The organism is Streptomyces sp. PT12, from assembly GCF_003311645.1.
In the GTDB taxonomy this organism is placed as follows: Bacteria; Actinomycetota; Actinomycetes; order Streptomycetales; family Streptomycetaceae; genus Streptomyces.
Window position 1 is genome coordinate 118,148 of sequence record NZ_QEST01000080.1, and the last position, 25,451, is coordinate 143,598.

Sequence of the window (25,451 nt, forward strand, 5' to 3'; positions counted from 1 at the left end):
GTGAAGCTCACCGTGACCACCGCCGCCCCCCAGGGGCGGCACACGGACCACCTGCTCGACCTGCCGGGCGACGCCACCGTCGGCGAGCTCGCCGCCGCGCTGGCCACCCCTCGCCTCTATCTCGGCGAACGGCCGCTCGACTCGGGCACGCCGCTCGGCGCCTGCGGCGTCCGCGACGGCGCGCTGCTCGGCCTCGGCGCCCCCGCCCCGCCGACCGATGACGCCGCCCGCGCCTGGCGCCCCCCGGCCTCCGACCCGGTGCTGCTCGAACTGCGGCACGTCTCAGGGCCGAACGCAGGACAGGTGTGGCTGCTCGGCCCCGGCAGCTACGAGGTCGGCACCGACCGCCGCTGCGCGATACGCCTGGCGGGGCCCGACCCCGACGACCCCGGCCCGGCCGTGGAGGCGGCCGAGGAGACCGGAACGCCCGCATCCGGCACCTGGATCACGGTGCACACGGACGGCTCGGCCAGCTTCCGGCTGCCCGATGACGCCGACGGGCGGTGGTGCGGCCTGCGCAGCCTCACCCCACCCCCGCCGGTGGACCCCGAGACCGGCACGCCGCTCACCGACGAGGAGCCCGCGGGCCCCAGGGACGGCGGCCCTGGCGGGCACAGCGCGGAGCCGCCCCCCGCGGGCGAGGACGGGCAGCCGATGCGCCCGCCGCTGCCACCGCCAGGGCACAGGCCGCCGCCCGACGACGGCTCGCGGCACTGGCCGGAGTTCGCCGACCTGGCCCTTGGCGACCATCTGCTGCGGCTCGGGCCCCGTTTCGAGGCGGACGCCGCCGTCAAGCCGTCGGGCGACGGGCACACCCTGGAGTACAGCCGCCCGCCGCGCATCCTGCCGCACCTGGACGCCGAGAACCTCAATCTCCCAGGCCCCCCGGGACCCCCGGGCCCCCGCCCTTTCCCGTTCCTCCTGATGATCTCGCCGATGGTCATGGGCCTGGCCATGATCACGCTCTTCCGCTCCTTCTACTTCCTCATCCTCATCGCCTTCACCCCGATCATGGCCGTGGCCAACTGGCTGATGGGCCGCCGCGGCAACCGCAAGCGGCACGAGGAGCAGCTGCGCCGCTTCCGGCTGCGCCGAGCCGCCCTGGAGCGGGAGATGCGCCGCGCCACCGTGGACGAGCGCCACCAGCGCAACACCGCGTCCCCCGATCCCGCGGCCGCGCTGCTCACCGCCACGGGCCCTGGCCACCAGCTGTGGGAACGCCGCCGCCACCACGGCGACTACCTGACCCTGCGCCTCGGCACGGTGACCCGCGCCTCGCTCAAGCGCATCACCGACCAGGCGCGGGAGAGCAACCACCGCACCGTCCACTGGCGGCTCGCCGACGTGCCCATCGGCGTCGAGCTGCCCATGCTCGGCGTGATCGGCCTCACCGGCACCGACAGGACCACGCGCGCCGTGGCCCGTTGGGCCGTCGCCCAGTCCGCCGTCCTGCACAGCCCCCGCGACCTGCGCGTCGTCATCCTCACCGACGAGGAGCACATCGCCGAGTGGGCGTGGACGCGCTGGCTGACCCATCTGCGCCCCACCCGCCCCGGCGCCGCGGGCGCACCGCTGGTCGCCCTCGGCACCGACCCCGAATCCACCGCGAAGCGGGTCAGCGAGCTGTACGCGGACGTCCAGGCGCGGGCCGCCGTCGCCGGGCAGAACACGGGGAACGCCGCAGCCCCCGGCGAGCCCGACATCCTAGTGATCATGGACGGCGCCTACCGGCTGCGCGACGTGCCCGGCGTGGTCAGCGTCCTGGCCCAGGGACCGCCGATGCGGATCTACAGCCTGTGCCTCGACGAGCGCGAGCACCTGCTGCCCGAGGAGTGCAACGCCGTCGTCACCGCCACCGGGAACCGGCTGACGCTGCGCGTCTCGGGCGCCCCCACGGTCTCCGGCATCCGCGCCGACCAGGTGGGCCCCGCGTGGTGCGAGCAGGCCGCCCGCGCCCTGGCCCCGCTGCGGGATGTCACCGTGGAGTCCGACGCCGGGATGCCCGCCGAGGTGCGGCTGCTGCCGCTGCTCGGCCAGGAGCCCCCCGACCCCGCGGCCCTGGTGCGCCGCTGGGAGCGGCAGCCCGCGAGCACCGCGTTCCCCGTGGGCACGGGCTACGAGGGCACCGCCGTGCTCGACCTGGTGGCCGACGGGCCGCACGGCCTGATCGGCGGCACCACGGGATCGGGCAAGTCCGAGCTGCTCCAGACCATCATCGCCTCGCTCGCGGCGGTGAACAGGCCGGACGAGCTGACGTTCGTCCTCATCGACTACAAGGGCGGCAGCGCGTTCCGCGAGTGCGCCGAACTCCCCCACACCCTGGGGATGATCACCGACCTGGACGGCCATCTGGTGCAGCGCGCCCTGGCGTCGCTGGACGCCGAGCTGCGCCGCCGCGAGCAGCTGCTGGCCGACGTCGGGGTCAAGGACCACCGCGAGTACCGGGCCAAGCGCGCCCGGGAGCCCGAGCTGCCGCCGCTGCCCCGGCTGATGCTGGTCATCGACGAGTTCGCCACCCTGGTCCGCGAGCTGGTGGAGTTCGTGCCGGGGCTGATCAGCCTGGCGCAGCGCGGCCGTTCGCTCGGCCTGCACCTGCTGCTCGCCACGCAGCGGCCCGCGGGCGCCGTCTCCAACGAGATCCGCGCCAACACCAACCTCCGCGTCGCGCTCCGGGTCACCGACCGCACCGAGAGCATGGACATCATCAACGCGCCCACCGCCGCGGCGATCTCGGCCTCGACCCCGGGCCGGGCCATGGTCAGGCGGGGCGACGGGCCGCCCATGCCGTTCCAGACCGCCTGGGTCGGCGCCGAACGCCCCGCCGACGACGGGAACGCGCCCGCCGCCCAGCTGGCGCCCCGCACGGTGCGCGGCGCCGAGCTGAGCCTGGAACGGCTCGGCCACCCGCTGCCGCCGCCCCGGGTCCTCCACGAGGGCGCCAAGCCGGACGCGGAGGCGGAGGCGGCCGAGGGGGAGAACGAAGGCGGGGAAGGGGACGAGGCGGCGACCGATCCGCCCACGGACCTGACCGCGCTGGTCAACGCCGTACGGGCGGCGGTCTCCGCCCTCGAGGACTTCACGCCGCAGCCGCGCCCCTGGCTGCCGCCGCTGCCCGAGGCGATACCGCTGGCGGCCCCGGACGGCGACCCGCGCCCCGGCGCCCTGAGGCTCGAGCCGGTGCCGTATGTCTACTTCGACCTGCCGAGCCGCCAGGACCAGCGGCTCGGGCACGTCGTCTTCGAGTCGTTCGGCCACCTCTATGTGATCGGCGCGCCGCGCTCGGGCCGCACGCAGACGCTGCGCACCATCGCGGGCTCGGCCGCCCTGCATGTGACGACCGACCAGCTGCACATCTATGGCATCGACGCGGCCGGGGGCGGCCTTTCGGCCCTCGAGGCGCTGCCGCACTGCGGCGCGGTGGTGCACCGGCACGACGGGGAGCGGCTGGCCCGGCTGGTGCGGCGGCTGCTGGCGGAGCTGACCGACCGCCAGGCGCTGCTCGCCCGGCACGACGTCAACTCCCTGACGGAGCTGCGGGCCAAGCTGCCCAGGCCGGAACGCCCCGCGCACCTGCTGCTGTTGATCGACGGCTGGGACGCCCTGGTGTCCATGATGGAGAAGCGGGACGGCGGGCGGAGCATCGACGACCTGCTGCGGCTGCTGCGGGAGGGCGTCACGGCGGGCATGCATGTGATCGCCACGTCCGAGCGGATGCTGCTGGGCGGCCGTGCCGGGCAGCACAACGACCGGCGGATCCTGCTGCGCCAGACGGACCGGATGGACTTCGCCGTCGTCGGCGTCAACCGCAGGGTCGTGCCGGAGAACGTGCCACCGGGCCGCGGCTGGTCCACGCCCGGCGGCGTGGAGGGGCAGATCCTCACGCTGCCGCTGTCCGCGCTGGCCAAGGGCGGGGACCAGGCGGACGCGCTGCGCGCCATCGGGCGGCAGACGACGGCCAGGGACGGCGGGGTGGCGGACGAGGCGCGGCCGTTCACCGTGGCCCCGCTGCCCGAGGTCATCGGCTTCCAGGAGGCCGCGGACCGGATCGCCGACGAGCGGCGCAGGCCGCTGTGGGCGCTGCTCGGCGTCGGCGGCGACGACGGCGACGTGCTCGGCTACGACTTCGCCGACGGCGCGGGCTCGTTCCTGGTCGCCGGGCCGCCGCACAGCGGGCGGTCGACGGCGCTCGCGGCGATGTCCGTCTCGCTGGTGATGGGCGGCACCTCGCTCGTGGTGGTCACCCCGAGGGATTCGCCGCTGCGGCGGCTGTCCGCGCACGGCCTGGCCCAGGTGATCGACGATCCCGAGCCCAGCGCGGCGGCGCTGGAGGAGGCGCTTGCGGCCGTGGGCGACAAGCCCGCGGTGGTGGTCGTGGACGACGCCGAGCTGCTGGTCAACAGCAGGCTCGACCCGCAGCTGCGCAAGGTCGGCTCGGCCGGGCGCGACCGGGGCCTCGGGTTGCTGCTCGCCGGGCCCGCGGACGGTATGACCACGATGGGCTGGATCGGCGTCGCGCGCCGCGGGCGGCGCGGGCTGCTGCTGGGGCCGAAGAACCTCAACGAGGGCGAGCTGATCGGCGCCCGGCTGATGCCGGAGCACCTGCGCCCGGCCACCACCCCGGGCCGGGCCTGGACCGCGGACGCCTCGGGTCGTCTCCTCGCCGTCCAGGTGCCGCTGACCGTGCTCACCTGACTCCCCGCCGCGCGGGGCGCGGCCGGAGGGCCCGGGTGCCGGATCTCTCCGGCTCCCGGGCCCCTCGGCGTCCCGCGCGGTCAGCCGGGTGTGATCTGGGTGCGGTCCTCGTTCCAGGTGACGGGCGCGCCGTTCAGGTTGTGCTCGTCGTCCCACTCCGGCACGGGGGGCTTGTCGGCGGTCACCTCGTCGGGTTCCAGCTCGAGGCCGCCCTCGCCGTCGATGGCGGAGAGGGTGACGGCGAACAGCTCCGCGTCGTTGTTCTCGAAAGCGGTCTTGATGTCGGTGAACAGATTGGCCCAGCCCTGGATGCCGCTGGCGGCCATCTGCATGGACTTGCTGAACTCCTCGTAGGCGGTCTTCAGCGCCGGGCTCGCCTGCTCCAGGTACAGGCCCTCGTCGAGCAGGGTGCCGACCGTGCCCATGAGGTCGTAGATCTCGGGCACGATGATGTTGCACTGCGTGCTGAGCTTGCCCGCGGTGTCCACTATGCCCTGGTAGTCGGCTGCGATGTCTGGCATGACGGCCTCACTTCGGGTTGCGGATGGCCTCGGCGTACTGCTCGTCGAAGCTGATCATGCCCTCCTTGATGTCCCTGAACTGGTTGGCGAAGCTCTCGATCGCATTGCAGAGGTCGATGAGGTTGCCGTGGAGGATGAGGTACTGGTCGTTGATCGCCGACTCGGTCTGGGGGAGGATGAGGTCCCGGCCCAGGGATTCGTCGATCGCCGTCTTGGCGGCTTCGACCGCCGGCTGGATGACCTCCGTCCTTGAGGTGTTCATCGCCGAGATCGCCGCGTCGACTTCCTCGTGGGTGATGCTGACGTTGGGCATGAGAGTTCACTCCTGTGGTGATGGGTTCATGGTGCGGCGCGGGCGCGATGGCGGGGGTGCGGCGGATCAGTCGTCTTCCTCCGTCTCCACCTCCCTCCAGACCTCGTCCTCCTCGTCGGAACGGACGAACTCCTTGACCTCGACCTCCTCGTCGCCGTCCTCGTCCCAGCTGGTGCTGGTCTCCGTCCGGGTCTGGCCGTCGTCGGAGACCTCCACCTCGACCGTGGACTTGCTGCCGTCAGGGCCGATGGTGGTCACCGTGTAGTCGCGGGTGTCGACGGAGTTGTCCGGGTTGTCGGGGTCGCTTGGCCTTGGCGGTCCGTCGTAATCGACGGTGGTGGTGACGGTCTCGCCGTTGGGCGTCGTGACGGTGCTCTTCTCCTGGAGGATGTTGTAGTCCTCGTCGTACCGCACCCAGAACTCGATGCTGCCGTCGCCGTCGGTGATCTTCATGTGGCTCGGCGGGTGCTCCGGCGGCTCGGGCGGCCGCTCACCCGGCTGCACGGGACGGTCGCCGTAGTCGTCCTCCCACGTCTTGCACCAGTCGGGGGCGTCCTCGGCGCTACAGACCTCCCAGATGTTCGCGTCCGGGTGCTCTTCGAAGTACTCGGCGGCCCCGATCTCCTCGATGTAGTTGTTCCATGCCTCGTTCCCCCGCTCCCAGTCCTCGACCGCCTCGCGCTTCGCGAGCCAGTCGTCGAAGATCATCTGGCCCGCCATGGTCGTGTACTGCCCCGCGATCATGGCGTCCTGCTGGAGCAGCGCGTCGGCGACGCCGCCGAACATGTCGCCGAAGCTCTCAAGCTTGTCCTTGCCCTCGTCGATCCGCGTCTTCGACTTCCCGTAGAACAGCTGGAACTGGTAGGAGAGCTGGTAGTTGCCGAAGATCGACTGGTTGGAGGTGGCGGTGCCTTCGCCGATCTCGGCCCACGCGCCGGAGCCACCCGCGCTGTCGGCCCGCTCGGCCAAGCCGTGCAGCCCCCGCCGCATGGCGTAGAGCTTGTCGTAGTCCATGGCGAAGTCGGGCATCGCGGCTCCTTCCCTGCCGGTTGCGTTCGCGGCCCCGCGGGGCGCGCCCTCATCCCCTCCACGCACCAGCCGGGCGGAAGGTTCATCACGTCGCGCGGATCGGGTGAACCCCCCGCCCTTCTGGTGCGTAGAGAGGGCGAGGGGCCGCCCGCAGCTGGCCGCGGGCGGCCCGTCGCAGCGCCGTTGATGTGCGAAGGCGAAGAACGCGAGCACGTCGTGCGGTGGTCGCCGTGGCGTCGTGCCGCCGAGAGAAGGGAAGCCGGTCATGCCTCGTCCGCCGGACTGGAGCGCGCTCGGCCTCGACGGCGACCCGACTCCGGGAGACCCCGACCGGATCGAGGAACTCCTCGAAGCCCAGCGGCAGATCGTCGAACTGGCCTCCGAGATCGACCGCGACCTCGACGAGCTGATGAAGGAGAACAGCCAGTACTTCATCGGGGAGACCGCCGACGCCCTGCGCGACAAGATGGACAAGCGCGTCCGCAACTTCGTCCAGGACTTCCATCAAGCCCACAGCGACGTCCACGACGCCCTGAGCGCCTATCGCCTGGTCATGATCGACCAGCAGGAGATCGCCGACAACGCCTTGAGCGCCGCCGAGGGCCTGGACGAGGACGACCCCGACGTCGAGACCTACCGGACGCTCGCCCGCAACGCGGGGGACGCCCTCGATGAGGCCGCCGCCACCGCCGCCAGCGCCGTCGCCACCGCCAACTCCAGCATCTCCTCGATGATCGACCCCTGCGAGGAGTTCTGGAAGTTCCTCACCTACTTCGTGATCGGCCTCATTCTTCCCGCCATCATCTTCGGCGGCCCCGCCGCCCTGCTCCTGATCGCCCTCAGCGGCGTCCTCCTGGTCAAGAGCATCATGGACTTCGCCTCGGGCCGGGGCAGTATCACCGACCTCCTGCTGGCCATCCTCGGCATGATCATCCCCACCACCCGGGGCATCAACATCGGCGGCATCATCCGCGGCGCCAACACCCGCATCACCGGCGCCTGGACGAAGAGCGGAGGGAGCGTCACCCAGCTGCTCCGCAACGTCAGCGACGCCTCCTGGACGGGTATCAGGAACCTCGTCGTCGTCACCGTCCCGAAGATCTTCAACACCATCAAGAGCGGCCATGTCCACGCCCGCACCGGCGGCGCCTGGGCCGACAACCCCATCTTCATCGCCATGGGCGGCAAGAACGGCTTCGCCGGATACTTCGCCGCCCACTTCACCGGGCGCGGCGCGCTGGCCCTCTTCCTCCCCGTCAACGTCACCGAGATGGGCAGCGGCATCGGCAACGCCTTCCGCATCAGCCTGTGGAACCGCGGCATCCTCGGCCAGTACCGCACCGGCGCCTACATCCACGGCACCCAGCTCATCGACATCCGCACCATCAGCGGCTTCGACGACATGGGCCGCCCCCAGGTCAACGTCGCCCTCTGGGCCCGCTACCAACCCGGCCAGGGCCACTACGCCCAGTTCTTCGGCGGCATGCACTTCTGGAGCGACGTCTCCAAGGCCCCCGTCATCACCCTCGGCGTCGACGGCCTCCGCCTGCACAACACCCCCTTCACCACCACCCCCGCCACCGGCAGCCCCGTCACCTCACCCCACTCCTCCGTCACCGACCTGTCCCTCACCCGGCCCACCACTCCCACCAGCTTCGTCGGCGCCGACAACGCCTTCCGCCCGGCCTTCACCCCCGACCCCGCCGGCGGCTCCCTCGCCGACCTCCGCCCCAGCCAGCCCCTCTCCCTCCACTTCGCCGACCAGGGCAGGTCGATGGGGGTGCCCAACCCCGCGCACGCCTTCACCCCCGACGGCCTCACCCACCTCACCACCCCCACCGCGGCGCCCGTCCACGTCGCCACCCCCACGGCCACACCCACGGCCACACCCACGGCCACGCCCGTACCCACGGCCCCCCCGACGCCCACTCCCACGCCCGCACCCACTCAGGCCACCCACTCCTTCGTCGGCAACGCCACCGGTACCGCCGGCGGCGACGCCATCGTGGACCTCAGCCAGGGCGCGTTCTCCCCCGTCCGCTCGGATACCGGCGCCAACGCCTCCGGCATCTCGCCCACGGGGACCAGCGCCACCCACCTGCCCGGGATCACCACCGCGGACATGCCCGTCCTCGGCGACACCGTCGCCGTCCCGCACACCGTCGGCGTCCCCCACACCGAGCTCAGTCCCCTGCACGCCAACGCCACCCCCGTCGCCACCCACCTCACCACCACCCCCGCCGCCGTCAACCGCCTCCCCCCGGGCGAGGCGGTCCTCGACGTCGACATCACCGCCGCGCCCTCGCTCCGCAGCCACTTCGCCGACCAGGGACTCGCCCTCAGCCCCCCCGACGTCGCCCAGACCGGCGCCGCCGCACGCCACTTCGGCGACCTCAACCCCCTCGCCCCCGTCGGCACAGGGCCTGGCGCCCTCGCCCGCGCCGACGACACCCCCCTTGCCAACCCCGCTCCCTTCGATGTCGGCCCGGCGAGCCACCTCGACGTCAACGCCGCAGACGGGCTCGACACCATCGCGGGAGAGGTGGCCTCCGCGCTCCCGGTGACGCCGCTTCCGCTGGCGGCGGGCGGACTCACCCCGCCCGCACAGGCCGTCGCCCCAGCCGCGGTCGCCACCCCGGCCTTCGGCGGCCCCCCGCCGGTCGCCCTCAGCTCGCTGGCCAACCGGCCCGGCGTCATCGCCGACGGCGTCGCCGCCCCCGTTCCGCCCCCCGCGTCCCATGTCGCGGACGGCGCCAGGGCCGAGTTCGACATCGCCCCGCCGCCGCTGCGGGAGGCGGACCGCGCCCCCCACTCGGGCGTGGTCCCGGTGGAGGGCATCACCCCCGTCGCGCAGAGCAGCACGCCCCCGCCGCCCCTCCCCACGGCCCAGCAGGGCGCCGTGCCACTGGCGGCCGTGCCGCAGGCGGTGAACGGGCGCCCCGGCGCGTTCACCACGCGCACCGTGGAGATCGGCGACGGGCCGTTGACCGGCTTCCGCGTGGTGGATCCGGGCGACGGCGTGCCGAGGCTGCTGGACGGATACGGCCGGGTCGTGGACGGGGCGACCGTCACCGTGCTGGACTCCGGCGAGTACCTGGTGCGGCGGGGAGAGGCCGTTCACCTGGTCACGGGCGACGGCCTGTCCGCGTACACGGTGGTGCGGCTCTCGGGGCGGGGCGACGAGCCGGATCTGTTCGCGCTGGTCCGCCCCGACGGGCAGTTCTACCCCTTCCCGCGCGACGCGGACCTGGGACGGCTCTCCGACCGGGTGGTGCGCCACGTCGGGGCCGACGGCGACGCGGCCCTGGTGTCCGTCTTCGGCCCGGGGCAGCGGTTCGCCACCTACGATCCCGCCACGGGGCAGTTCCGTTCCGAGGGCCCCGCCGCGGCGCCCCTCGACAAGGTGGACGCGGACGAGTTCGTGAAGCTCGACCACGTCGACCGGGTCGAGGTGGGCCGCCAACTGCTGGGCGACGCCGGGCGGTCCGACGTCCCGCTCCCCGCCGTCGGCACCGACCTCACCGTTCTGATGGTCCCCCAGATCCGCTACACCATCGAGACGGCCCACGTCCGCCCCGGGAGCTCCGGCTCCGACGGCTCGGGTGTCTCGGACGGCTCGGGCCCGGTCCGCCACGGCATGGCCGACAGCGATGTCGAGCTGACCGAACTGCCACGCCCCGTCAGGCTGTTCGGTCCCAACGACCGCCCCACCGGCACCACCCTCACCCTCCCGCCCGGCGGCGGCGCCCCCACCCTCACCCGCGACGGCCACCCCGTCGCCGCCGACCACATCCGCGTCACCGACCGCTCCATCGCCATCCGCATCGGAACCACCACCACGTTCCACAGCCACGACGGCCACCACATCGCCGACCTCCACATCCACCACACCGGCCCCCTCAGCGGCCACGCCGTCATCGCCGAAGCGGGCCAACCACCGCGCCTGATCCGCCTCGACGGCCAACCCGCCGACACCCTCACCACCGCCCCGTTCGGCGACCACCGCTGGCGCGTCGACAGCCTCGGCACCCCTGTCACCGTCCTGGACGACACCGGCGTCCCCACCCACGACATCGCCCGCCTCGCCGGTCCGGGCAACGGCCGCCACGCCCCACACGACGAATACCTCCTCACCCCCCTCACCGGCGACCGCGCCCCCACCGTTCACCAGGGCGACGGCACCCCCCTCCCCCACCGCGTCCAACCCCTCGGCGACGAATTCCTCGCCATCCACCGCACCAACACCACCACCCACACCACCGTCACCGACCTCCACGACACCCTCGGCTCCCACCACGCCACCCTCCACCGCCTCCCCGGCACGGAGCACCACGAACTCGCCCTCACCGGCAACGACCCACCCCGCGTCATCGGCCCCGAGGGCGACACCGTCCCCGGCTCCCGCGTCACCCCCCTCCCCGACGACGCCGGATGGCTCATCCACCGCCCCGACCACACCGCCCTCATCGCCGTCCCCGCCGAGGGACGCCCCGGTGGCGCCCTGGTCATCCGCGACGGCTCGGGCGGCGGGGTCACCTTTGTCCCCCTCGGCGACCGCGGCGCCTTCGTCCGCATCGGCGACAACACCCCCCACATCGTGGACGACACCGGCCACTTCCACCCCACCGTCACCCTGCGCGACGACCAAGGACGCGCCTCCGACCTGTTCCTCGCCCCGCCGACCGGCCGCGCGGACACCCCCGCCGTCTTCGGCGGCGACGGCAGCCTCCACAGCGATGACGTCCACTCGACGTTCGGCGGCGACCGCGTCGTGGTGCACACCTCCGGCGCGTACGACGTCCACGGCCCCGACGGCGTTCTGCTGGACTCCAGCACCCGGCACCCGGGCGGCCCGCTGGGCGCGGGCAACCACCTGGAGATCGCGGACGACGGGACGGCCCGCGTGGTCCGCCCCGACGGGACCCCCGTGCCCAACGCCAGGGCCGACCTGCTCGCCGACGGCGGCTACCTCGTCAACACCCCCGGCCAGCGCCCTGGCGTGGTCGACGCCCGGGGCATCCACACCCACGACGCGGTGTGGCTCCACCAGCGCGACATCCCGTACGGCTGGGCCGCCCTGCCGCTGCGCGGGGACGACCCCTTCGCGCTGACCCCGGACGGCGCCCCATGGCGGGCCTTCACGTTGGACGCCGACGCGGCCGGGATCACTGGCCGCTTGGCGGACACCTACGCCACCGTCGTCTTCGACCGGGCGGGCACCTACCTGGGGTTCCGGCTCATCATGACCGAGGGGCGGCTCGCCGACCACGAGATCCACTTCTCGCTCGCGACCGCCCAGGCGGGCGACATGGGCTTCCGGGTCGTCACCGCGGACGGGCAGGTGGTGAACGGCGCCGGGGTGAGGCGCCTGGCTCTCGGTCCTGGGCCCCACGACGCCGGGATCCTGGTGACCATCCCGGGGCGTGACCCCGCGGTCATCGACAGCGGCTTCGGGAACTACCTCTACGACGCCGCCGTGCTGCCACCCCTGCCCGGCCGGGACACCGGCAGCATCGCCATCTGGCCGACGAACGGCTCCGGCCCGGGGGCGCTCTTCGACGACTTCGGGCGCGTGCCCGGCCCGGACGTCGCGGTGCGCGACGGGCTGCTCGCCGTCACCTACGGCCCCGAGGTGACCGTGCTGTACCGCCTTGACGGGACATGGGAATCCACCGTGCGGTCAGGGGAGGGGCATGGCTCGTTCAGCGGATACAGGATCGAGCTGACCGAGCTCCCCGACGGCACCGTGACGGCCCAGGTCATCCACACCCAGACCGGCGCTCCGGTGGCGGACGTGACCCTCAGGCCGTTCGGCGAGGACATGACCGTGGTCGACGCGCCGGGAGTCGGAAGCGCTCTGGTGGGCCCTGGCGCGCACCACTCCCACATCGTGGCGCAGGTGCCGGGGGCGCCGGACCGCCTGGTCGCCGTGCCGGTCGGCACGGACCGCACGGGCCCGAGCGACGGCTTCTGGATGGACGGCGCGGCCCTGCGCGTGGAGGGCTTCCCCGACGCCGTCTTCCGCACGGCGGACGGCACCTTCCTCGGCTATGCGCACCGCATCGCTGAGGGGCCGCTCGGCGGCAACGTCCTCGCCTTCCCCGACGGCGGCACGCCCTTCGTGGTCCGCCCCGACGGGACCCCGCTCCCCGACGCCACCGTGCGCCCGCTGGACAACGACCAGTTCCTGGTCGAGGTGCCGGGCGGCGGCCATGTGCTCCTCAACAGGGGGGCGTTCAGCGACTACGACGTCGTGCCGCTGCCAGGGCGCGACGGGAACGCCACGAACGAGCTGGCGCTGCTGCCCATCGACGAGGCCCAGCACGCCCCGGTCGTGGTCCGCACCGACCGCCCGGCGACGGAAGGCGCCGTGGCCCCGGCGCCCTATGTCACGGTGCGCACCAGCTCCGAAACGGTCGAAGGCGCGGACGGCGCAACCACCGTACGTACGCTGGAGATCACCACGGGTCCCCTGGCCGGCCTCCGCGTCGTCGACTCGGGCGACGGCGCGCCGAGGCTGCTTGGCCCCGGCGATCACCCCGTGCCCGGGGCGACCGTGACCCCGCTGGACCTCGATTGGTACCTGGTGCGGTCGGCGGACGGCTCCTACGCGATCACCCAGAGCGCGCTGACGCCGATGGAGACGATACAGACGCTGAGCGGCGCGTTGTCCCGTTACTCCGTGATCCTGCCTCAGGGCGGCGGCCTGCCGCAGGTGGCGGACGCGATCGGCTTCGCTGTCCAGGGCGCACGCGTCGAACGTCTGGCCGCAGACATGTTCCTGGTCGAGGTGGACGACATCGGACGCCAGGTCGTGAACGGCACGGGAGCGCACACCCACGACGCGGTGCGGCTGCCACACCCCGACGGCACGCCAGGCGACATCGTCGTGGCCCGCCCGCTGGACCAGACAGGCCAGCCCACCGTCCACCAGGGCGGCCGGGACATCTCGGACGACGCGTGGATCGACGACGACACGATCACCGTCTACTCGGGCCCCCACACCACCGAGCACAGCCTCGACGGGGCCTTCCTCAACCGCGTCACCGAGCTCACCGGAGGACCGCTCGACGACCTCCAGATCCTGGACACCGGACCCGCCACCCCCCTCCGCCTGGTCGACACCGAGGAAAACCCCATCCCCGGCTCCACCGTCACCCCCCTCACCACCGGCGAACGCCTCATCTCCCACGACGACACCCGCTACCTGGCCGACGAACACGGCGTCGTCACCCACCGCGCCACCCTCCTCACCGGCAGGGACGGGCACCCCGACATCCTCGCGCTCTCCGGCCCCGACGGCCAGCTCTACCCGCTCCCCCGCGCACTCGACGGCACCGTCCTCGACAACCACGTCATCCGCCGCATCGACGCCACCGCCACCCCCACACCCGCCAACCCCACCCCCCGACCGGAACACCACCTCACCCTCTACACCCCCGACCACCGCGCCATCATCTACGACGCCCGCACCGGCCACTTCACCTCCGACACCCCCGCCATCCCCGGGCTCCAGGGCGTCGGCCCCGACGAATACCGCCTCCTCACCCCCCACGACCAGGCCACCATCCGCCACCAACTCGCGGAATCCACCACCAGGACCGGACCCACAGCACCCGCCCCGGGCTCCACCGACCGCACGGTGTTCATGGCGTTCACCCCCCGCGGCCCTGAGCCCGTCCAGGGCGCTCCGGTGCCGGGGCCGAGCGCGCAGCAAACCGGCTCGTTCGACATCCCGGTCGAGGAGGGCGCCGAGCTGCGCCTCGCCTTCGCCCCGGACACGGGCCGCGTCACCGCCGCCGACGCCGTCACGCCGGACGGCGGGCCGCGGCTCGGCGTGACGCTCGAGTCGCAAGGCAACGTCGACATCGTGCGCGTCACCCGGGGCGAGGCGACCGTCAGGACCGAGCGGTGGATCGCCCTCGTCGACAGCGCGAACGTCCCCCGGGTCCATCTCCGCCTGGTGGACGGCCAGGTGACGGCCTACCGGCCGGGTCCCGACGGCTCACTGACCCGGTTGAACGACGGGATCACCAGGCTCGGGGACGGCTCAGGCACCCGAGTGCTCCTGCCCGAGGACCGCTTCATCCTGGATGACGCGGGGGTCAGGACGCACGACGTGGTGGAGCTCCAGGCCACGGGCGGCACCCGGGTCAGGGACTTCGTCGACATCCCGATCCGCGACGGCGGCCAGCCCCAGGTGCGCGACCTCACGGGCGAGCCGCGGGGCTTCACCCCGGAGGTCACGGGGCAGACGATCACCGTGCCGCGCGGCGCCGTGACCACCGTCTACGACCGGGCGACCGGCGTCTGGCAGCGGGAGATCCGCGCCTTCGGCGCCGGGCCCCTGGCGGGCCACGACATCCGCGTGCCCAACACGGCGCTCGGCGATCAGGCCCGGCCGACCCTGATCGAGCGGAACACCGGAGCTGAGGTGCCGCACTCCTCGGTCGACCTGCGCCGCAACGCGGACACCGGGGCCATCGAAGGGGAGATCCGGATCGTCCGGGGCCACAGCACCGCGTTCCACGACGTCGCGAACGGCGACGCGCTCCGTCAGGTGCACCGCCTCGGCGGGGACGCGGAGTTCGACGGCGCCGACCTGGTCGTCCCCGCCCGGGGCGGTGACGACCCCAGCCTGTTGCGGGGCGGTGAGCCGGTGCCGGGCAGCCGGGTCATCGCGATCCCGGACGAGGGCTTCCTGGTGCGGGTCGGGGACCGGCAGGCGCTGCTCGACCTCACGGGCGGGCCCCACCCCGGAGCCGCCGAGGCCGCGCTGCCCGACGGCACCACGGGCCTGGTCCTGCGCTCCCCACGGGGGGACGGGCATCATGCGTTCTTCGACGCCCAAGGCCAACGGGCCGAGGCCACGTTCACCGAGGACGGCGGCACCCGGCACGTCACCCTCACCTGGGGCGACAACGGGACGCTCACCTACCGCTTCACGGGCGACCCCGGCGGCCACGCCACCCAACTGACCCACGAGACCTACCGGGTGACCGGCGGCCCGTTCGCGGGCCGGGACCTGGAGGTGACGCACGCGGACAACACCTCCACCGCCGTGATCCGCGCCACGGGGCGCGCCGATCTGCCCGCCGTGGAACAGCGGTGGGCGGGCTTCCACGGCTACCGGATCCCCGAGGGGAACGGCCCGCACCACGCGGTGATCACCTCCACGGGCGGCTTCAGCCACCGGGCCACCCCGCTGGTCACGCGCGGCGGCGAGACCGACGCGTTCGTCCACCTGCCCCCCGCGGGCACCGAGGGCGGCCCGGTGCTGCGCACGGTGGACGGCACCGGCCACCAGGCGGCGGCGTTCACCCACGACAGGACCGGCTACTCGCTCACCGACGCGGCCGGGATCACCCGGAAGAACGGGACCGACGGGCGGTTCATCGAGGAGCGCTTCACCATCGTCGGCGGGTCAGTGCACAACCATGTGCTGCGCCTCCCCGACGACCTGGGACAGGCCACGATCACCTCGCCCGGCCCCGGGAGGGCGCACCCGGTGAAGGTCGCGGTCCAGCACGACAACACGCTGCGGGTCCACTGGAACACCAAACACGTCCTCGTCGATCCGGCCACCCGCACCACCACCCACGACGTGGCGCCCCTCACCAGGGAAGGCCCCGACGGGACGCAGACCGTCGAGGGATACGCGCTCACCGACCTCGTCGCCCACCATGCCCCTCCCACCTACCGCACGGCATACGGCGACCCCATCCCCGACGGCGGCACCAGGCCGGGGGAGGACTTCGCCATCCAACGGGACGGGGTGACCGAGTACTTCGACCGCGACACGGGCGTGCACCGCTTCAGCGAGAGGCGGCTGCCGAACGACGGAAGCGGCGTGGGTGGCACCGCCGTGCGCATCCACGAGACGGTGCACAACGGCCAGTACCACCGAGCCTACGACCTGCTGGACGACCACAGGGCGGTCGTGCCCGACCGCGTGGTGACGGGCCGCCAGGAGGTGCCGACGGGCGTGGACCCGGGCACCGGCTTCCGGGCGCGCAGCGCGGACGGCTCCCAGACCTGGGCGTTCCGCGCCGACGGCACGCCGGACTTCCACATCGGCCCCCGCGACCCCGACAGCGGGCTGCGGACCGCCACCAAGCACACCCCGGACGGGACCACGACGTTCCAGGTGCGGGAGCTGGGCGACCGCGTCGGTCAGCGCTTCGCCGACGTCACCACAGGGAACGTGCGGGACCGGGACCTCAACCCGATCCCCGGCCACCGGCTCGTGGCGGAAGAGGGGAACCGCTTCCGCTACACGGGCCACGCCACCGGCCTCAGGGACGGCGAGTACAAGGTCTACGGCGAGGACGGGCGCCTGATCGAGCAGCGGATCAACATCATCGCCAAGGGGCGGCGCCTCGTCGACCACTTCTACAAGGCCGTCTACGAGCACGACGCCGCCGGGAAGATCACCGGCGGCACCTGGGAGCGCTGGCGGCCCAACCCCGAGGCGGCGCGATGGACCGAAGGCAACGGAGAGCGCCCGCCCGCCTCCATCGGGCCGCCGACGGCCGCACCCTGGCTCGACCGCGGCTGGGTCGAGGTCAAGGGCGCTGACCAGGGTCATGTCTCGCTGGTCACCTTCAACAGCGACGGACTGCGCCACCTCGTCTTCGAGCGCCGCCCGCTGGCCGACGGCGCCACCCTGGACGCGCACACCCCCGGCACCGTCACCGACTTCGCCGTCCGCTGGCATGGCACGCCGACGGGCTTTCTGAGCCAGCGCCAGCGCTGGCAGCTGCTCGACGCGGGGGGCAACGCCGCGGGGAACGGCATCCGGATCTGGGGCACAAGTCGCAGGACCTTCTTCGACTACGGCGAGCAGATCCACGTCTCGCGCTCCCTCACGGGCCCCGTCCACCACTACCGGGAGACCCCGGACGGCGGCTATGTGCTGGCCACGCGCGAGGCGTCGTCCTCCTCCCTCTTCTCCTTCCGCACCGGCCAGGGGGGCAACTGGCACCGCTACGGCGCCGACTTCTCCGTCCAGGCCAACGGCGAGCGCCGCTGGTACACGGGGGGCCACGGCTGGATCGACCGGATGCCCGACCCGCGGAAGCACGACATCGTCACGGTGAACGAGAAGTTCCCCCCGGTGACACGGCACAACATTCGCAACTTCCGCGCCTACGAGCTCGGCTCCGACGGGCTGCCGACGGGCGGCTGGACCACCGTCTCGCCGCAGGGCAAGCCCACCGGCGTCCAACAGGTCAAGCCCGACGGCTCCTGGGAACATACACACCGGATCGCCGAGCAGCGCCCGCCGAACTTCTACCGGTCGTGGCTGTCCCCGGAGTTCCGCGGGATGGACGTCGGCATCTCACACCTGAGCGACACGCTGCTGCCGCACATGTTCCGGCCGAGGAACAACCGCTACCTGGCCACCGGGACGGAGGCGGCGTTCATCCGGGACAGCAGGCTCCAAACGTTCAGCTTCGAGAGCGGCACCGGCGCGGGCACCAGCAATCCGGTCCCCACCACCAGAGGCGTCGAGGTCATCAGCTCCCGGGGCTGGAACACCGTCAGGGTGTCCTCCACCGGGCAGATGTCCCATGAGACCCGGGACCTGGCCAACGGCAACACCCTGACCGTGGGCGACGGTGTGACGCTGCCGCCGGGCGTCACGCGGAACGGTGACCTCCTGCCGTGGTCGGAGGGCCCCGGCAAGCTCTCGGGCCACCGCACATTCGACAGTGACCACTTCATCGATCCCCCGAGGGACAGCGGCAAGAAGGGGAACGACGTCCAGTGGCAGGACCAGTTCCGCACCGATGTTCCCCCGGGCGGCGATGGGTACACCCGTGACGCGGGGGGCGTGGGCCACGAGTGGCACATCGCCCGGATGGGCTTCAAGGACGGCACGATCCTCGACTACCGCCCCCGCCCGAGGAGTCAGGAGGATGGCGCGGGGAACGACGGCATCGACTTCCAGCGCACCGTGCACGCGGGCGACACCTGGCGCCCTGAGGGGCGGCAACTCGAGCCCGGCTACCAGGAGTCGGACTGGGTGCTCACCAACCACCAGGGCAAGCTGCTGGCCCGTCAGGACACCTTCCCCGGCCTCGGCCCGAACGGCACGGACCTGCGCGTCCACAGCGTCTACACGCACAGCTGGCGCAGTGACTCGGTCGACTGGACCGCGAGCGACGGGTCGAGCGGCGCCCGCAAGCTCGCCTCCCGCAATGACATGGGCCACCACGACTACTTCGACCGCGAGTCCTTCCGCGACTTCGCGGACACCGGCGCACTGACCCGCGAGGTGCGGCTGCTGGCGGACAACACCACCGATGTTGCCTGGAAGATGCCCGATGGCACCTGGCGGTGGAACAAGGTCGACCGCCATGGCACCATCATGGAGTTCGGCACCCCGGAGCAGCGGGTCCGGCACTGGTCCGATGACATGAAGCGCTGGGAGGACCGGATCGTCGTCGACCCCGCGCGGCCCGACTCCCCCTACACGGTCGTCCAGGAGCTGCCGAGCGAGGTGGGCGGCGCGCTGCGGCGGGCCTTCAACCGCCCGCCGCTGCGCGTCAGGGAGTACTTCGCCGACCCCGCCCACCTCGACGACCCCGTCGCATTCCCCCGGACCTCCGACGGGCTGCGCGGCCTCGGCTGGAAGGAGTTCGAGAGCGGCGCGGTGGCCCGCCGCAAGACCCTGCTGCCCGACGGCACCTACCTGGAGCTGGAGAGCATGGCCAAGCACTGGCGGCGGTGGGCCTATGACGACAACACGGGCACATGGAAGGTGCTCACCGAGCGGTCGATCGCCGGGTTCGTGCGGGAGCGGCCCGCCGCGTCGTTCCTCGATGGCGGGTTCGGGGGCGATCTCGGCTATGTGGGCCGGGAGACGAACTACATCGGGCTGCTCAACGACTACCGCGGCTTCGAGCGCATGATCCGCCAGCCGCGGCGCGCGCCCTGGGGACCGGGTGTCACCGCGACCGGCGAGTCGACGTACACGCCGTTCGCGGTGCGGAACACCCAGCACATGCTCCTGGAGTTCTTCCAGGAGCTGGTCCTGGACTTCGCGCTCAACATGGCCGTCTACGCGGCGATGCCCGGCCCGTTCGGCGGCCTCGACGTGCTCCAGGCGCTGCTGAGCGCAACCATCTCCAGCTCCGTGAAGAGCACGTTCATCGGCCTGCACAACCTGGCGGCCAACTACTCGCAGTTCCGGCTCGGGCTCAACTGGCAGGACCGCGGCTTCCCTTACCGCTTCCGCCAGGACGACGACGACATGGCGGGCGAGTGGGCGGCGAACGAGTTCGTGCTGCGCTGGCGCGGCGGCACCTACGACTTCTTCAAGGACGGCTTCCTGGTCTCCCCGCTCAGCGCCTTCATCGGCAGCCTCGCGGGCTTCATGGTCCTCGGCGTGAAGGACAGCGAGGGCGTCAGGCACGAGGTCACCTTCGAGGAAGCCGCCGCGATGGCGGGTGCCGCCGCGGGCGGCGCTGCCCTCGGCACCCTGTTCATCGGAGGCATCAAGGGCGCGATCCAGGGCACCGCGGGCGCCCGCTGGTACCACCGGCAGGGCGCGATCGACTTCACCGTGGCGCCCATCGTCAGCAAGCTGATCGAGAAGCCGGTGGGCATCCTGGCGCTCGGCCCCTTCGTCCGCGACTTCCTGGGCATCGTCCCGCCCACGGGCGACCCGGAGAACGCGGACGACCCGGAGAACGCGGGCGACCCGTCCCAGCCCCCGCCCGTCATCGAGTTCACCCTCGACTTTCCCGTCCTCGGCCCCACGAGCCCATACCCGCACGGCGGGACGTCCGAGCCCGACACGGAGATCGCACCATGACCGACGACCAGATCCGCGTCGCCCCCCGCAGCAAGGGGGCGCACCGGACCATCACCGAAGCGCTCGGGGCCGCCCCGGCCGGGGCGGTGATCAGCATCGCCCCCGGCGAGTACCGCGAGTCGTTCCGGCTGATCCGCCGGGTGACGCTGCTCCCGCAGCACGGCACGGGCTCCGTCACCGTCGCCGTCCCCGCCGCCGCGGGCGCCGTGACCGTGGCCGCCCCCAACTGCCGGATACGCGGCCTGGTGATCCGAGGCCACGACCCTGGCGAGGCGCTGCTGCGCGTCGAGGACGCCGCGGGGCTGACCCTGGAGGACTGCGTCGTCACCCATGGCCGGGTCGAGGTCCTGGGCTCGCGAGCCACCACTCCGAGGCCCGACCGGCCCGTCGGCGACATCCCGCTCGACCACGACCTGTCGGCCGAGCTGGCCGACCCCACCGCGGGCGGCGTCCTGGTGACCCGCCGCACCAAGCTGCGGGCCGCCCGGCACACCGCCCTGCATGTCACGGGGGACGCGCTGGCCCGGCTCGACGACACCGCCATCGAGGGCGTCGAAGGCATCGGCGTGGCCGTTTCGGGCACGGCCGTGCTCCGCGCCCACCAGCTGCGCGTGCACGGCGGCTCGGGCTCATCGCTGCGCGCCCGCGACACCTCGCGCGTGCTGCTGCGCGCCAGCGGCCTGTTCGGCCCTGGCCGCAACGGGCTGCTGGTGCAGGACGCCGCCGAGGCGCTGCTGACGGACTGCCGGGTGGAGAACGCGGCCCGCTCCGGCGTGCGCCTCGACCACACCGCGCGGGCCGAGATCGACGAGTCCACGATCGCGGGGGCGCGGCTGTCGGGCGTCGAGGTCCGCGACCAGGCGCGGGTGGCGCTGCGCGGGGTGCGGGTGGCGGGCGGCGAGACGGGCGTCCGGCTGCGGTCCACCGAGGAGTCGGTGCTGCTGCACTGCTCGGTCACGGGCCAGCAGGGCAACGGCGTGGAGCTGGGCGCCGGTTCGGACCCGAGGCTGCGGGGGGTGCGGGTGACCCGCAGCGGCAAGCACGGGGTGATGGTGGGCGAGGGCGGCCGGGGCACGTTCGACCACTGCGACGTGATCGCCAGCGGCTTCCCCGCCCTGCACATCGGCCGGGACGGCGCGCCCCGCTTCCGCGGCTGCCGCGTCTTCGACTCGGCCAACGACGTCGCCCTCTCCGAGGGCGCGAGCCCGGAGTTCGAGAACTGCCAGGCGATCAACGTGGGTTCGCCCCGGCTGCCAAGCTCATCGCACGGCGCGAGGACGGCAGGGGGTGCGAGGGGCGCGGGAAGGGGCGCCGCGTCCCGCGGGCCGGGCCGCGGGGAGCGGGAGCGGGACGGCGGGCCGCCCGGAGGCCCCGGTGCGCCCGCGCCTCCCGCGGGTCCGGCCGGGCCCGCGGGAGGCGGCGGCGCGTCCGTGGCGCGCGGCGGCCCGGCCGCGGCGGCGACCAACGCCTCGCCGCCCGAGCCCGAGCAGGGCGAGGCGCCCGAGGCCGAGTCGCTGTCCGACCTGCTGGCCGAGCTCGACGAGCTGGTGGGTCTTGAGAACGTCAAGCGGGACGTCGGCGGCATGGTCAAGCTGATGCAGACGGTGCGGATGCGCCAGGAGGCCGGGCTGCCCGCGCCGCCGCTCAGCCGCCACCTGGTGTTCGCGGGCAACCCCGGCACCGGCAAGACCACCGTCGCGCGCCTCTACGGGCGGCTGCTGCACGCGCTCGGGCTGCTCTCCCACGGCCACCTGGTCGAGGTGGACCGCAGCGCCCTGGTCGGCGAGTACATCGGCCACACGGGCCCCAAGACCACCGAGGCGTTCCAACGGGCGCGCGGCGGTGTACTGTTCATCGACGAGGCGTACGCGCTGACCCCACCGGGTGTGACCCAGGACTTCGGGCTCGAGGCCATCGCCACCCTGGTGAAGCTGATGGAGGACCACCGCGACGAGGTCGTCGTGATCGCCGCTGGCTATCCCGGCGACATGGACCGCTTCATCAGCTCCAACCCGGGCCTGGCGTCCCGGTTCACACGCAGCCTGCTGTTCGCCGACTACTCCACGGAGGAGCTGGTGGAGATCGTGGAGCACCACGCCCGCCGCCACCGCTACGAGCTGACCGCGGGCGCCCGCAAGGCGCTCGCCGCGCATATCGGGGCGATTCCCCGGGGCGACCGGTTCGGCAACGGGCGCACCGCGCGGCAGCTGTTCCAGCGGATGACGGAGAGCCAGGCGATGCGCGTGGCCGAGCTGACGTCGCCGCAGGCCAGCGAGTTGATGGCCCTCGACGAGACCGACCTCCCCGTCCCGTCCTGACCGCGAGGCACCGATGGCAGAGAAGTTGACGAAGGTGACGGAGAAGCCGGACGACGCGGATCACAGGTTCGCCGATGTCTTCACCCGCCAGCCGACCGTGGCACGCCGCGGGCTGCTGCCGGGGCGCCGCGTGTTCACCTCCCTGGTGGGGGCGGTCGCCATGGTGGTGGTGATCACCGGCTCCGTCTGGCTGGTCGGCGCCGTGCTGCCGGACGGCGGTGACGGCGAGACGGAGCCCGTCGCCGCGCCCGACCTCCCGGTGGAGTCCCCCACGCTCGGCCCCGAGGAGCCGACCGAGGAGCCCGAGCCCGAACCCGAGCCCACCGAGGAGCCCGAACCCGAGCCGGTACCCGAGCCCGAACCCGTACCCGAGCCGGAACCCGAGCCCGAGCCCCAGCCGCTCACCGCGCCGCAGAGCCTGGATCCGGCGGACTTCCCCGAGCACGGCGGCGTCTACGCGCTCTACGCGGGCACCGGGCCCGACCTGTGCGCTGAGGTGCTGAACGGCAGCGAACAGAGGGGCACCGCCGTCCAGCTGGCGGAGTGCGACCGCGGCCGGGGCCAGCAGTTCACCGCGCGGCGGAACGAAGAGCCGGTGAACACGTTCCGCCTGATCACCGCGGGCAACAACTGCCTTGACGTGCCGCAGGGCTCATCGACCGTGGGCCGCGAGATCTGGGTGTGGGAGTGCAACGGGCTCTCGCCCCAGCTGTGGCGCGCCGAGGAGGTGGGCGACGGCGCGGTGCAGCTGGTCTCCCACCGCACCGGCCAGTGTCTCGAGGTGCCCAACGACTCCGCGCAGCCGGGCCTCCAGCTCCGCCAGTGGGACTGCGACGGCTCCCCGGGACAGCGGTGGCGGATGATGCTCTACTGACGCGGCAACGCCAGCGTTCCGGCCGGTGTGGCCTGAAGGGTCAGCCAGCACTCCCTCCTCGGCCCCCGCGTGTGCAGGAGGACCCGGGTGTCCGGGGGCAGGGGGGCGTGGGACAGGGTGGTGTGGAGGGTGAGCCAGGGCTCGCTCGCCGTGCGGCCCGTGATGTGGTGGGCCGCGGGGGTCCGGGGCGGGGGGCCTTCGCCGCAGGCGATGACCCGCAGGGGCCCTGGGCCGCGGTGGATCCGCAGGCCGATGGCCGTGAACCACGCGCCGCCCGCGCGGGCGTCGGCGAACAGCGGCTCGTCGCAGATCAGCGCCGTCGCCGCGGCGGGCATCGCCCAGCTCAGCAGGTCGAACACCAGCGCGCCGCCCAGCTCGTCGAGGTGCGTGACGCCGATGTCCTCGCCGCGCCAGCCCGACGCGTGGACCAGGCCCGCGAGCGCCGCGACCTTGGCGTCGCGCGGCGGGCCCGAGCGGACCAGGAACAGCGGCTGCTCGTCGGGCGGCGGGCCGAGCGCGGCCAGGGCCAGCGCGCTGACGTCGGGGCCCTCGGCCTCGGCGTCCTCAGGCGAGGCGACGACCAGGTGCTCGAACGGGATGCCGCCCGCCTCGGCCACCCGGCGCGCGCGGGGCAGCAGCGCGGCGGGGAAGTCGTCCAACGGCCTGTAGTCGGTGTGGAGCCGGGTCGCCACGGAGAGCGCGTGAACGCTGAGGTGCGCGCCGAGGTCAGGCATCGGCGTCCCCGCTCCGGTAGCCGCGGGCGACGTGCAGGCGCTGGATGTTGCCGCTGCCCTCCATCAGCTCGAACGCGCGCACGTCCCGCGTCCACTTCTCAAGCAGCGGGTGCTCCAGCAGGCCCGCGGGGCCGAGCGCCGCGGCGGCCCAGTGGGCGGTGGCCACCGCCATCCTGGTGGCGCCGAGCTTGGCCACGCTGGAGAGATAGCCGCGCTCCGGTGAACGGTCCACGCGGGCCGCCGCCCGCAGGACGAGGCGGCGCGCCGCCCGCGCGCGAGCGGCGACCAGGTCGGCGCCCGGCGCGCCCTTGCGGTGCTCGGCCACATACGCGGCCATGGCGAGCGCCGTGCCCACCGCCGCCGCGGCGACGCGGACCCGCATCCGGTGGAACGTGGTGACCGCGCCCCACACGCCGCGCCGGGTCACCGGCAGGTGCTCGCCCAGCAGCAGGTCACCGGCCAACGGGAGCCCGTCGAAGCGGAGTTCGCTCAGAAACGCCCCGCGAAGACCCACCATGTCAAGGCGCCCCGCGTGCCAGCCCGGCGCGGGAAGCTCCACGAGCGCCGCGCGGATCGACAGCGCGGAGCGCCCCGTTCGCCCGAACACCACCCCCACGCCACCGCGCGCCCCCTGTCCGATGTACCGCTTCGCCCCGTGCAGCAGCCAGCCGCCCGACCCGTCGCGTTCGAGCCGCGTCTCCATAGCCGTCGCGTCGCTGCCCCGGCCCTCCTCGGTCATCGCGAAGAACGACCAGGTGCGCCCGTCGGCGAGGCGCCCGTAGAAGCGCTCCCGCTGGGCGGCATCGCCGAGCAGGTCGACAAACACGCCCGCGAGCCCGGGTGAGGGGCAGGCGAGGAGCGCGCCCGCGTCGCCGCGGGCGAGCTCGGTCATGCCGACGACGTTCTCCAGGCAGGAGTCGCGGTTCAGCACGGGCGGGCCATCGCGCGCGTCGCGGAACTCCTCGGGCGTCTCGGAGCGCCGCACCATCGCATACGCGGGCGCGTCCAGGTGCCCCTCCATCGCGCCGGGGTCGGCGTCGATCGCCAGCGCGCGCGACCGCAGGTCGTCGGCCGCCTCCCTGGCCGCCGCGCGGATGGCGCGCAGCCGGTGGTCGAAGTCGTCGACATCGTCAATGTCATCCACGTCG

9 protein-coding genes are annotated in these 25,451 nt (G+C 73.3%); 4 read left to right on the top strand and 5 right to left on the bottom strand.

Annotated features, from left to right (window positions below; genetic code table 11):
- The first annotated feature begins 12 nt into the window (after positions 1 to 12).
- Complete coding sequence (locus DEH69_RS08400; protein ID WP_258534533.1) at positions 13 to 4,692, top strand: FtsK/SpoIIIE domain-containing protein; 4,680 nt, start codon at positions 13 to 15, stop codon at positions 4,690 to 4,692.
- Between the two features lie 80 nt (positions 4,693 to 4,772).
- Here the strand turns inward: DEH69_RS08400 and DEH69_RS08405 are convergent, their stop codons facing one another.
- The 3 genes from DEH69_RS08405 to DEH69_RS08415 all read right to left on the bottom strand — a co-directional run bounded on the left by DEH69_RS08405 (position 4,773) and on the right by DEH69_RS08415 (position 6,555).
- Positions 4,773 to 5,213 (bottom strand): hypothetical protein, encoded by a 441-nt coding sequence (locus DEH69_RS08405; RefSeq protein ID WP_113686266.1) that lies wholly within the window; start codon positions 5,211 to 5,213, stop codon positions 4,773 to 4,775.
- A gap of 7 nt (positions 5,214 to 5,220) precedes the next feature.
- Positions 5,221 to 5,526 (bottom strand): hypothetical protein, encoded by a 306-nt coding sequence (locus DEH69_RS08410; protein ID WP_113686267.1) that lies wholly within the window; start codon positions 5,524 to 5,526, stop codon positions 5,221 to 5,223.
- A gap of 66 nt (positions 5,527 to 5,592) precedes the next feature.
- Positions 5,593 to 6,555, bottom strand: a complete 963-nt coding sequence (locus tag DEH69_RS08415; protein ID WP_113686268.1) for a serine/arginine repetitive matrix protein 2 — start codon at positions 6,553 to 6,555, stop codon at positions 5,593 to 5,595.
- 265 nt (positions 6,556 to 6,820) lie between these two features.
- On the opposite strand from DEH69_RS08415, the gene DEH69_RS08420 reads away from it, so the two are divergent.
- Genes DEH69_RS08420 through DEH69_RS08430 form a run of 3 tightly spaced genes read left to right on the top strand, consistent with a single transcriptional unit; the run spans position 6,821 to position 23,569 of the window.
- The gene (locus DEH69_RS08420; protein ID WP_113686269.1) at positions 6,821 to 20,377 is read left to right on the top strand and encodes a hypothetical protein; all 13,557 of its coding nucleotides are present in this window, start codon (positions 6,821 to 6,823) and stop codon (positions 20,375 to 20,377) included.
- Entirely contained in the window at positions 20,374 to 22,695 is a 2,322-nt protein-coding gene (locus tag DEH69_RS08425; protein WP_113686270.1) for a right-handed parallel beta-helix repeat-containing protein, read from the top strand. The genes DEH69_RS08420 and DEH69_RS08425 overlap by 4 nt, the downstream gene beginning before the upstream one ends.
- Positions 22,696 to 22,708: 13 nt before the next feature.
- Positions 22,709 to 23,569 (top strand): RICIN domain-containing protein, encoded by an 861-nt coding sequence (locus tag DEH69_RS08430; protein WP_113686271.1) that lies wholly within the window; start codon positions 22,709 to 22,711, stop codon positions 23,567 to 23,569.
- On the opposite strand, the gene DEH69_RS08435 is transcribed toward DEH69_RS08430, so the two are convergent.
- Both DEH69_RS08435 and DEH69_RS08440 read right to left on the bottom strand, forming a co-directional pair.
- The gene (locus tag DEH69_RS08435) at positions 23,563 to 24,303 is read right to left on the bottom strand and encodes a hypothetical protein (protein ID WP_113686272.1); all 741 of its coding nucleotides are present in this window, start codon (positions 24,301 to 24,303) and stop codon (positions 23,563 to 23,565) included. The two genes, DEH69_RS08430 and DEH69_RS08435, sit on opposite strands and share 7 nt — an antisense overlap.
- Positions 24,296 to 25,447, bottom strand: coding sequence for an acyl-CoA dehydrogenase (locus tag DEH69_RS08440; protein WP_258534534.1), 1,152 nt, complete (start codon positions 25,445 to 25,447; stop codon positions 24,296 to 24,298). Before DEH69_RS08440 ends, DEH69_RS08435 begins: the two co-directional genes overlap by 8 nt.
- Positions 25,448 to 25,451 lie beyond the last annotated feature (4 nt).

What these genes read in the sequence shown, in the direction of transcription:
- DEH69_RS08410 (WP_113686267.1), bottom strand. Translation starts at nt 5,526, where the DNA reads ATGCCCAACGTCAGCATCACCCACGAGGAAGTCGACGCGGCGATCTCG.
- DEH69_RS08425 (WP_113686270.1), top strand. Translation starts at nt 20,374, where the DNA reads ATGACCGACGACCAGATCCGCGTCGCCCCCCGCAGCAAGGGGGCGCAC.
- DEH69_RS08415 (WP_113686268.1), bottom strand. Translation starts at nt 6,555, where the DNA reads ATGCCCGACTTCGCCATGGACTACGACAAGCTCTACGCCATGCGGCGG.
- DEH69_RS08430 (WP_113686271.1), top strand. Translation starts at nt 22,709, where the DNA reads ATGGCAGAGAAGTTGACGAAGGTGACGGAGAAGCCGGACGACGCGGAT.
- DEH69_RS08405 (WP_113686266.1), bottom strand. Translation starts at nt 5,213, where the DNA reads ATGCCAGACATCGCAGCCGACTACCAGGGCATAGTGGACACCGCGGGC.
- DEH69_RS08435 (WP_113686272.1), bottom strand. Translation starts at nt 24,303, where the DNA reads ATGCCTGACCTCGGCGCGCACCTCAGCGTTCACGCGCTCTCCGTGGCG.
- DEH69_RS08420 (WP_113686269.1), top strand. Translation starts at nt 6,821, where the DNA reads ATGCCTCGTCCGCCGGACTGGAGCGCGCTCGGCCTCGACGGCGACCCG.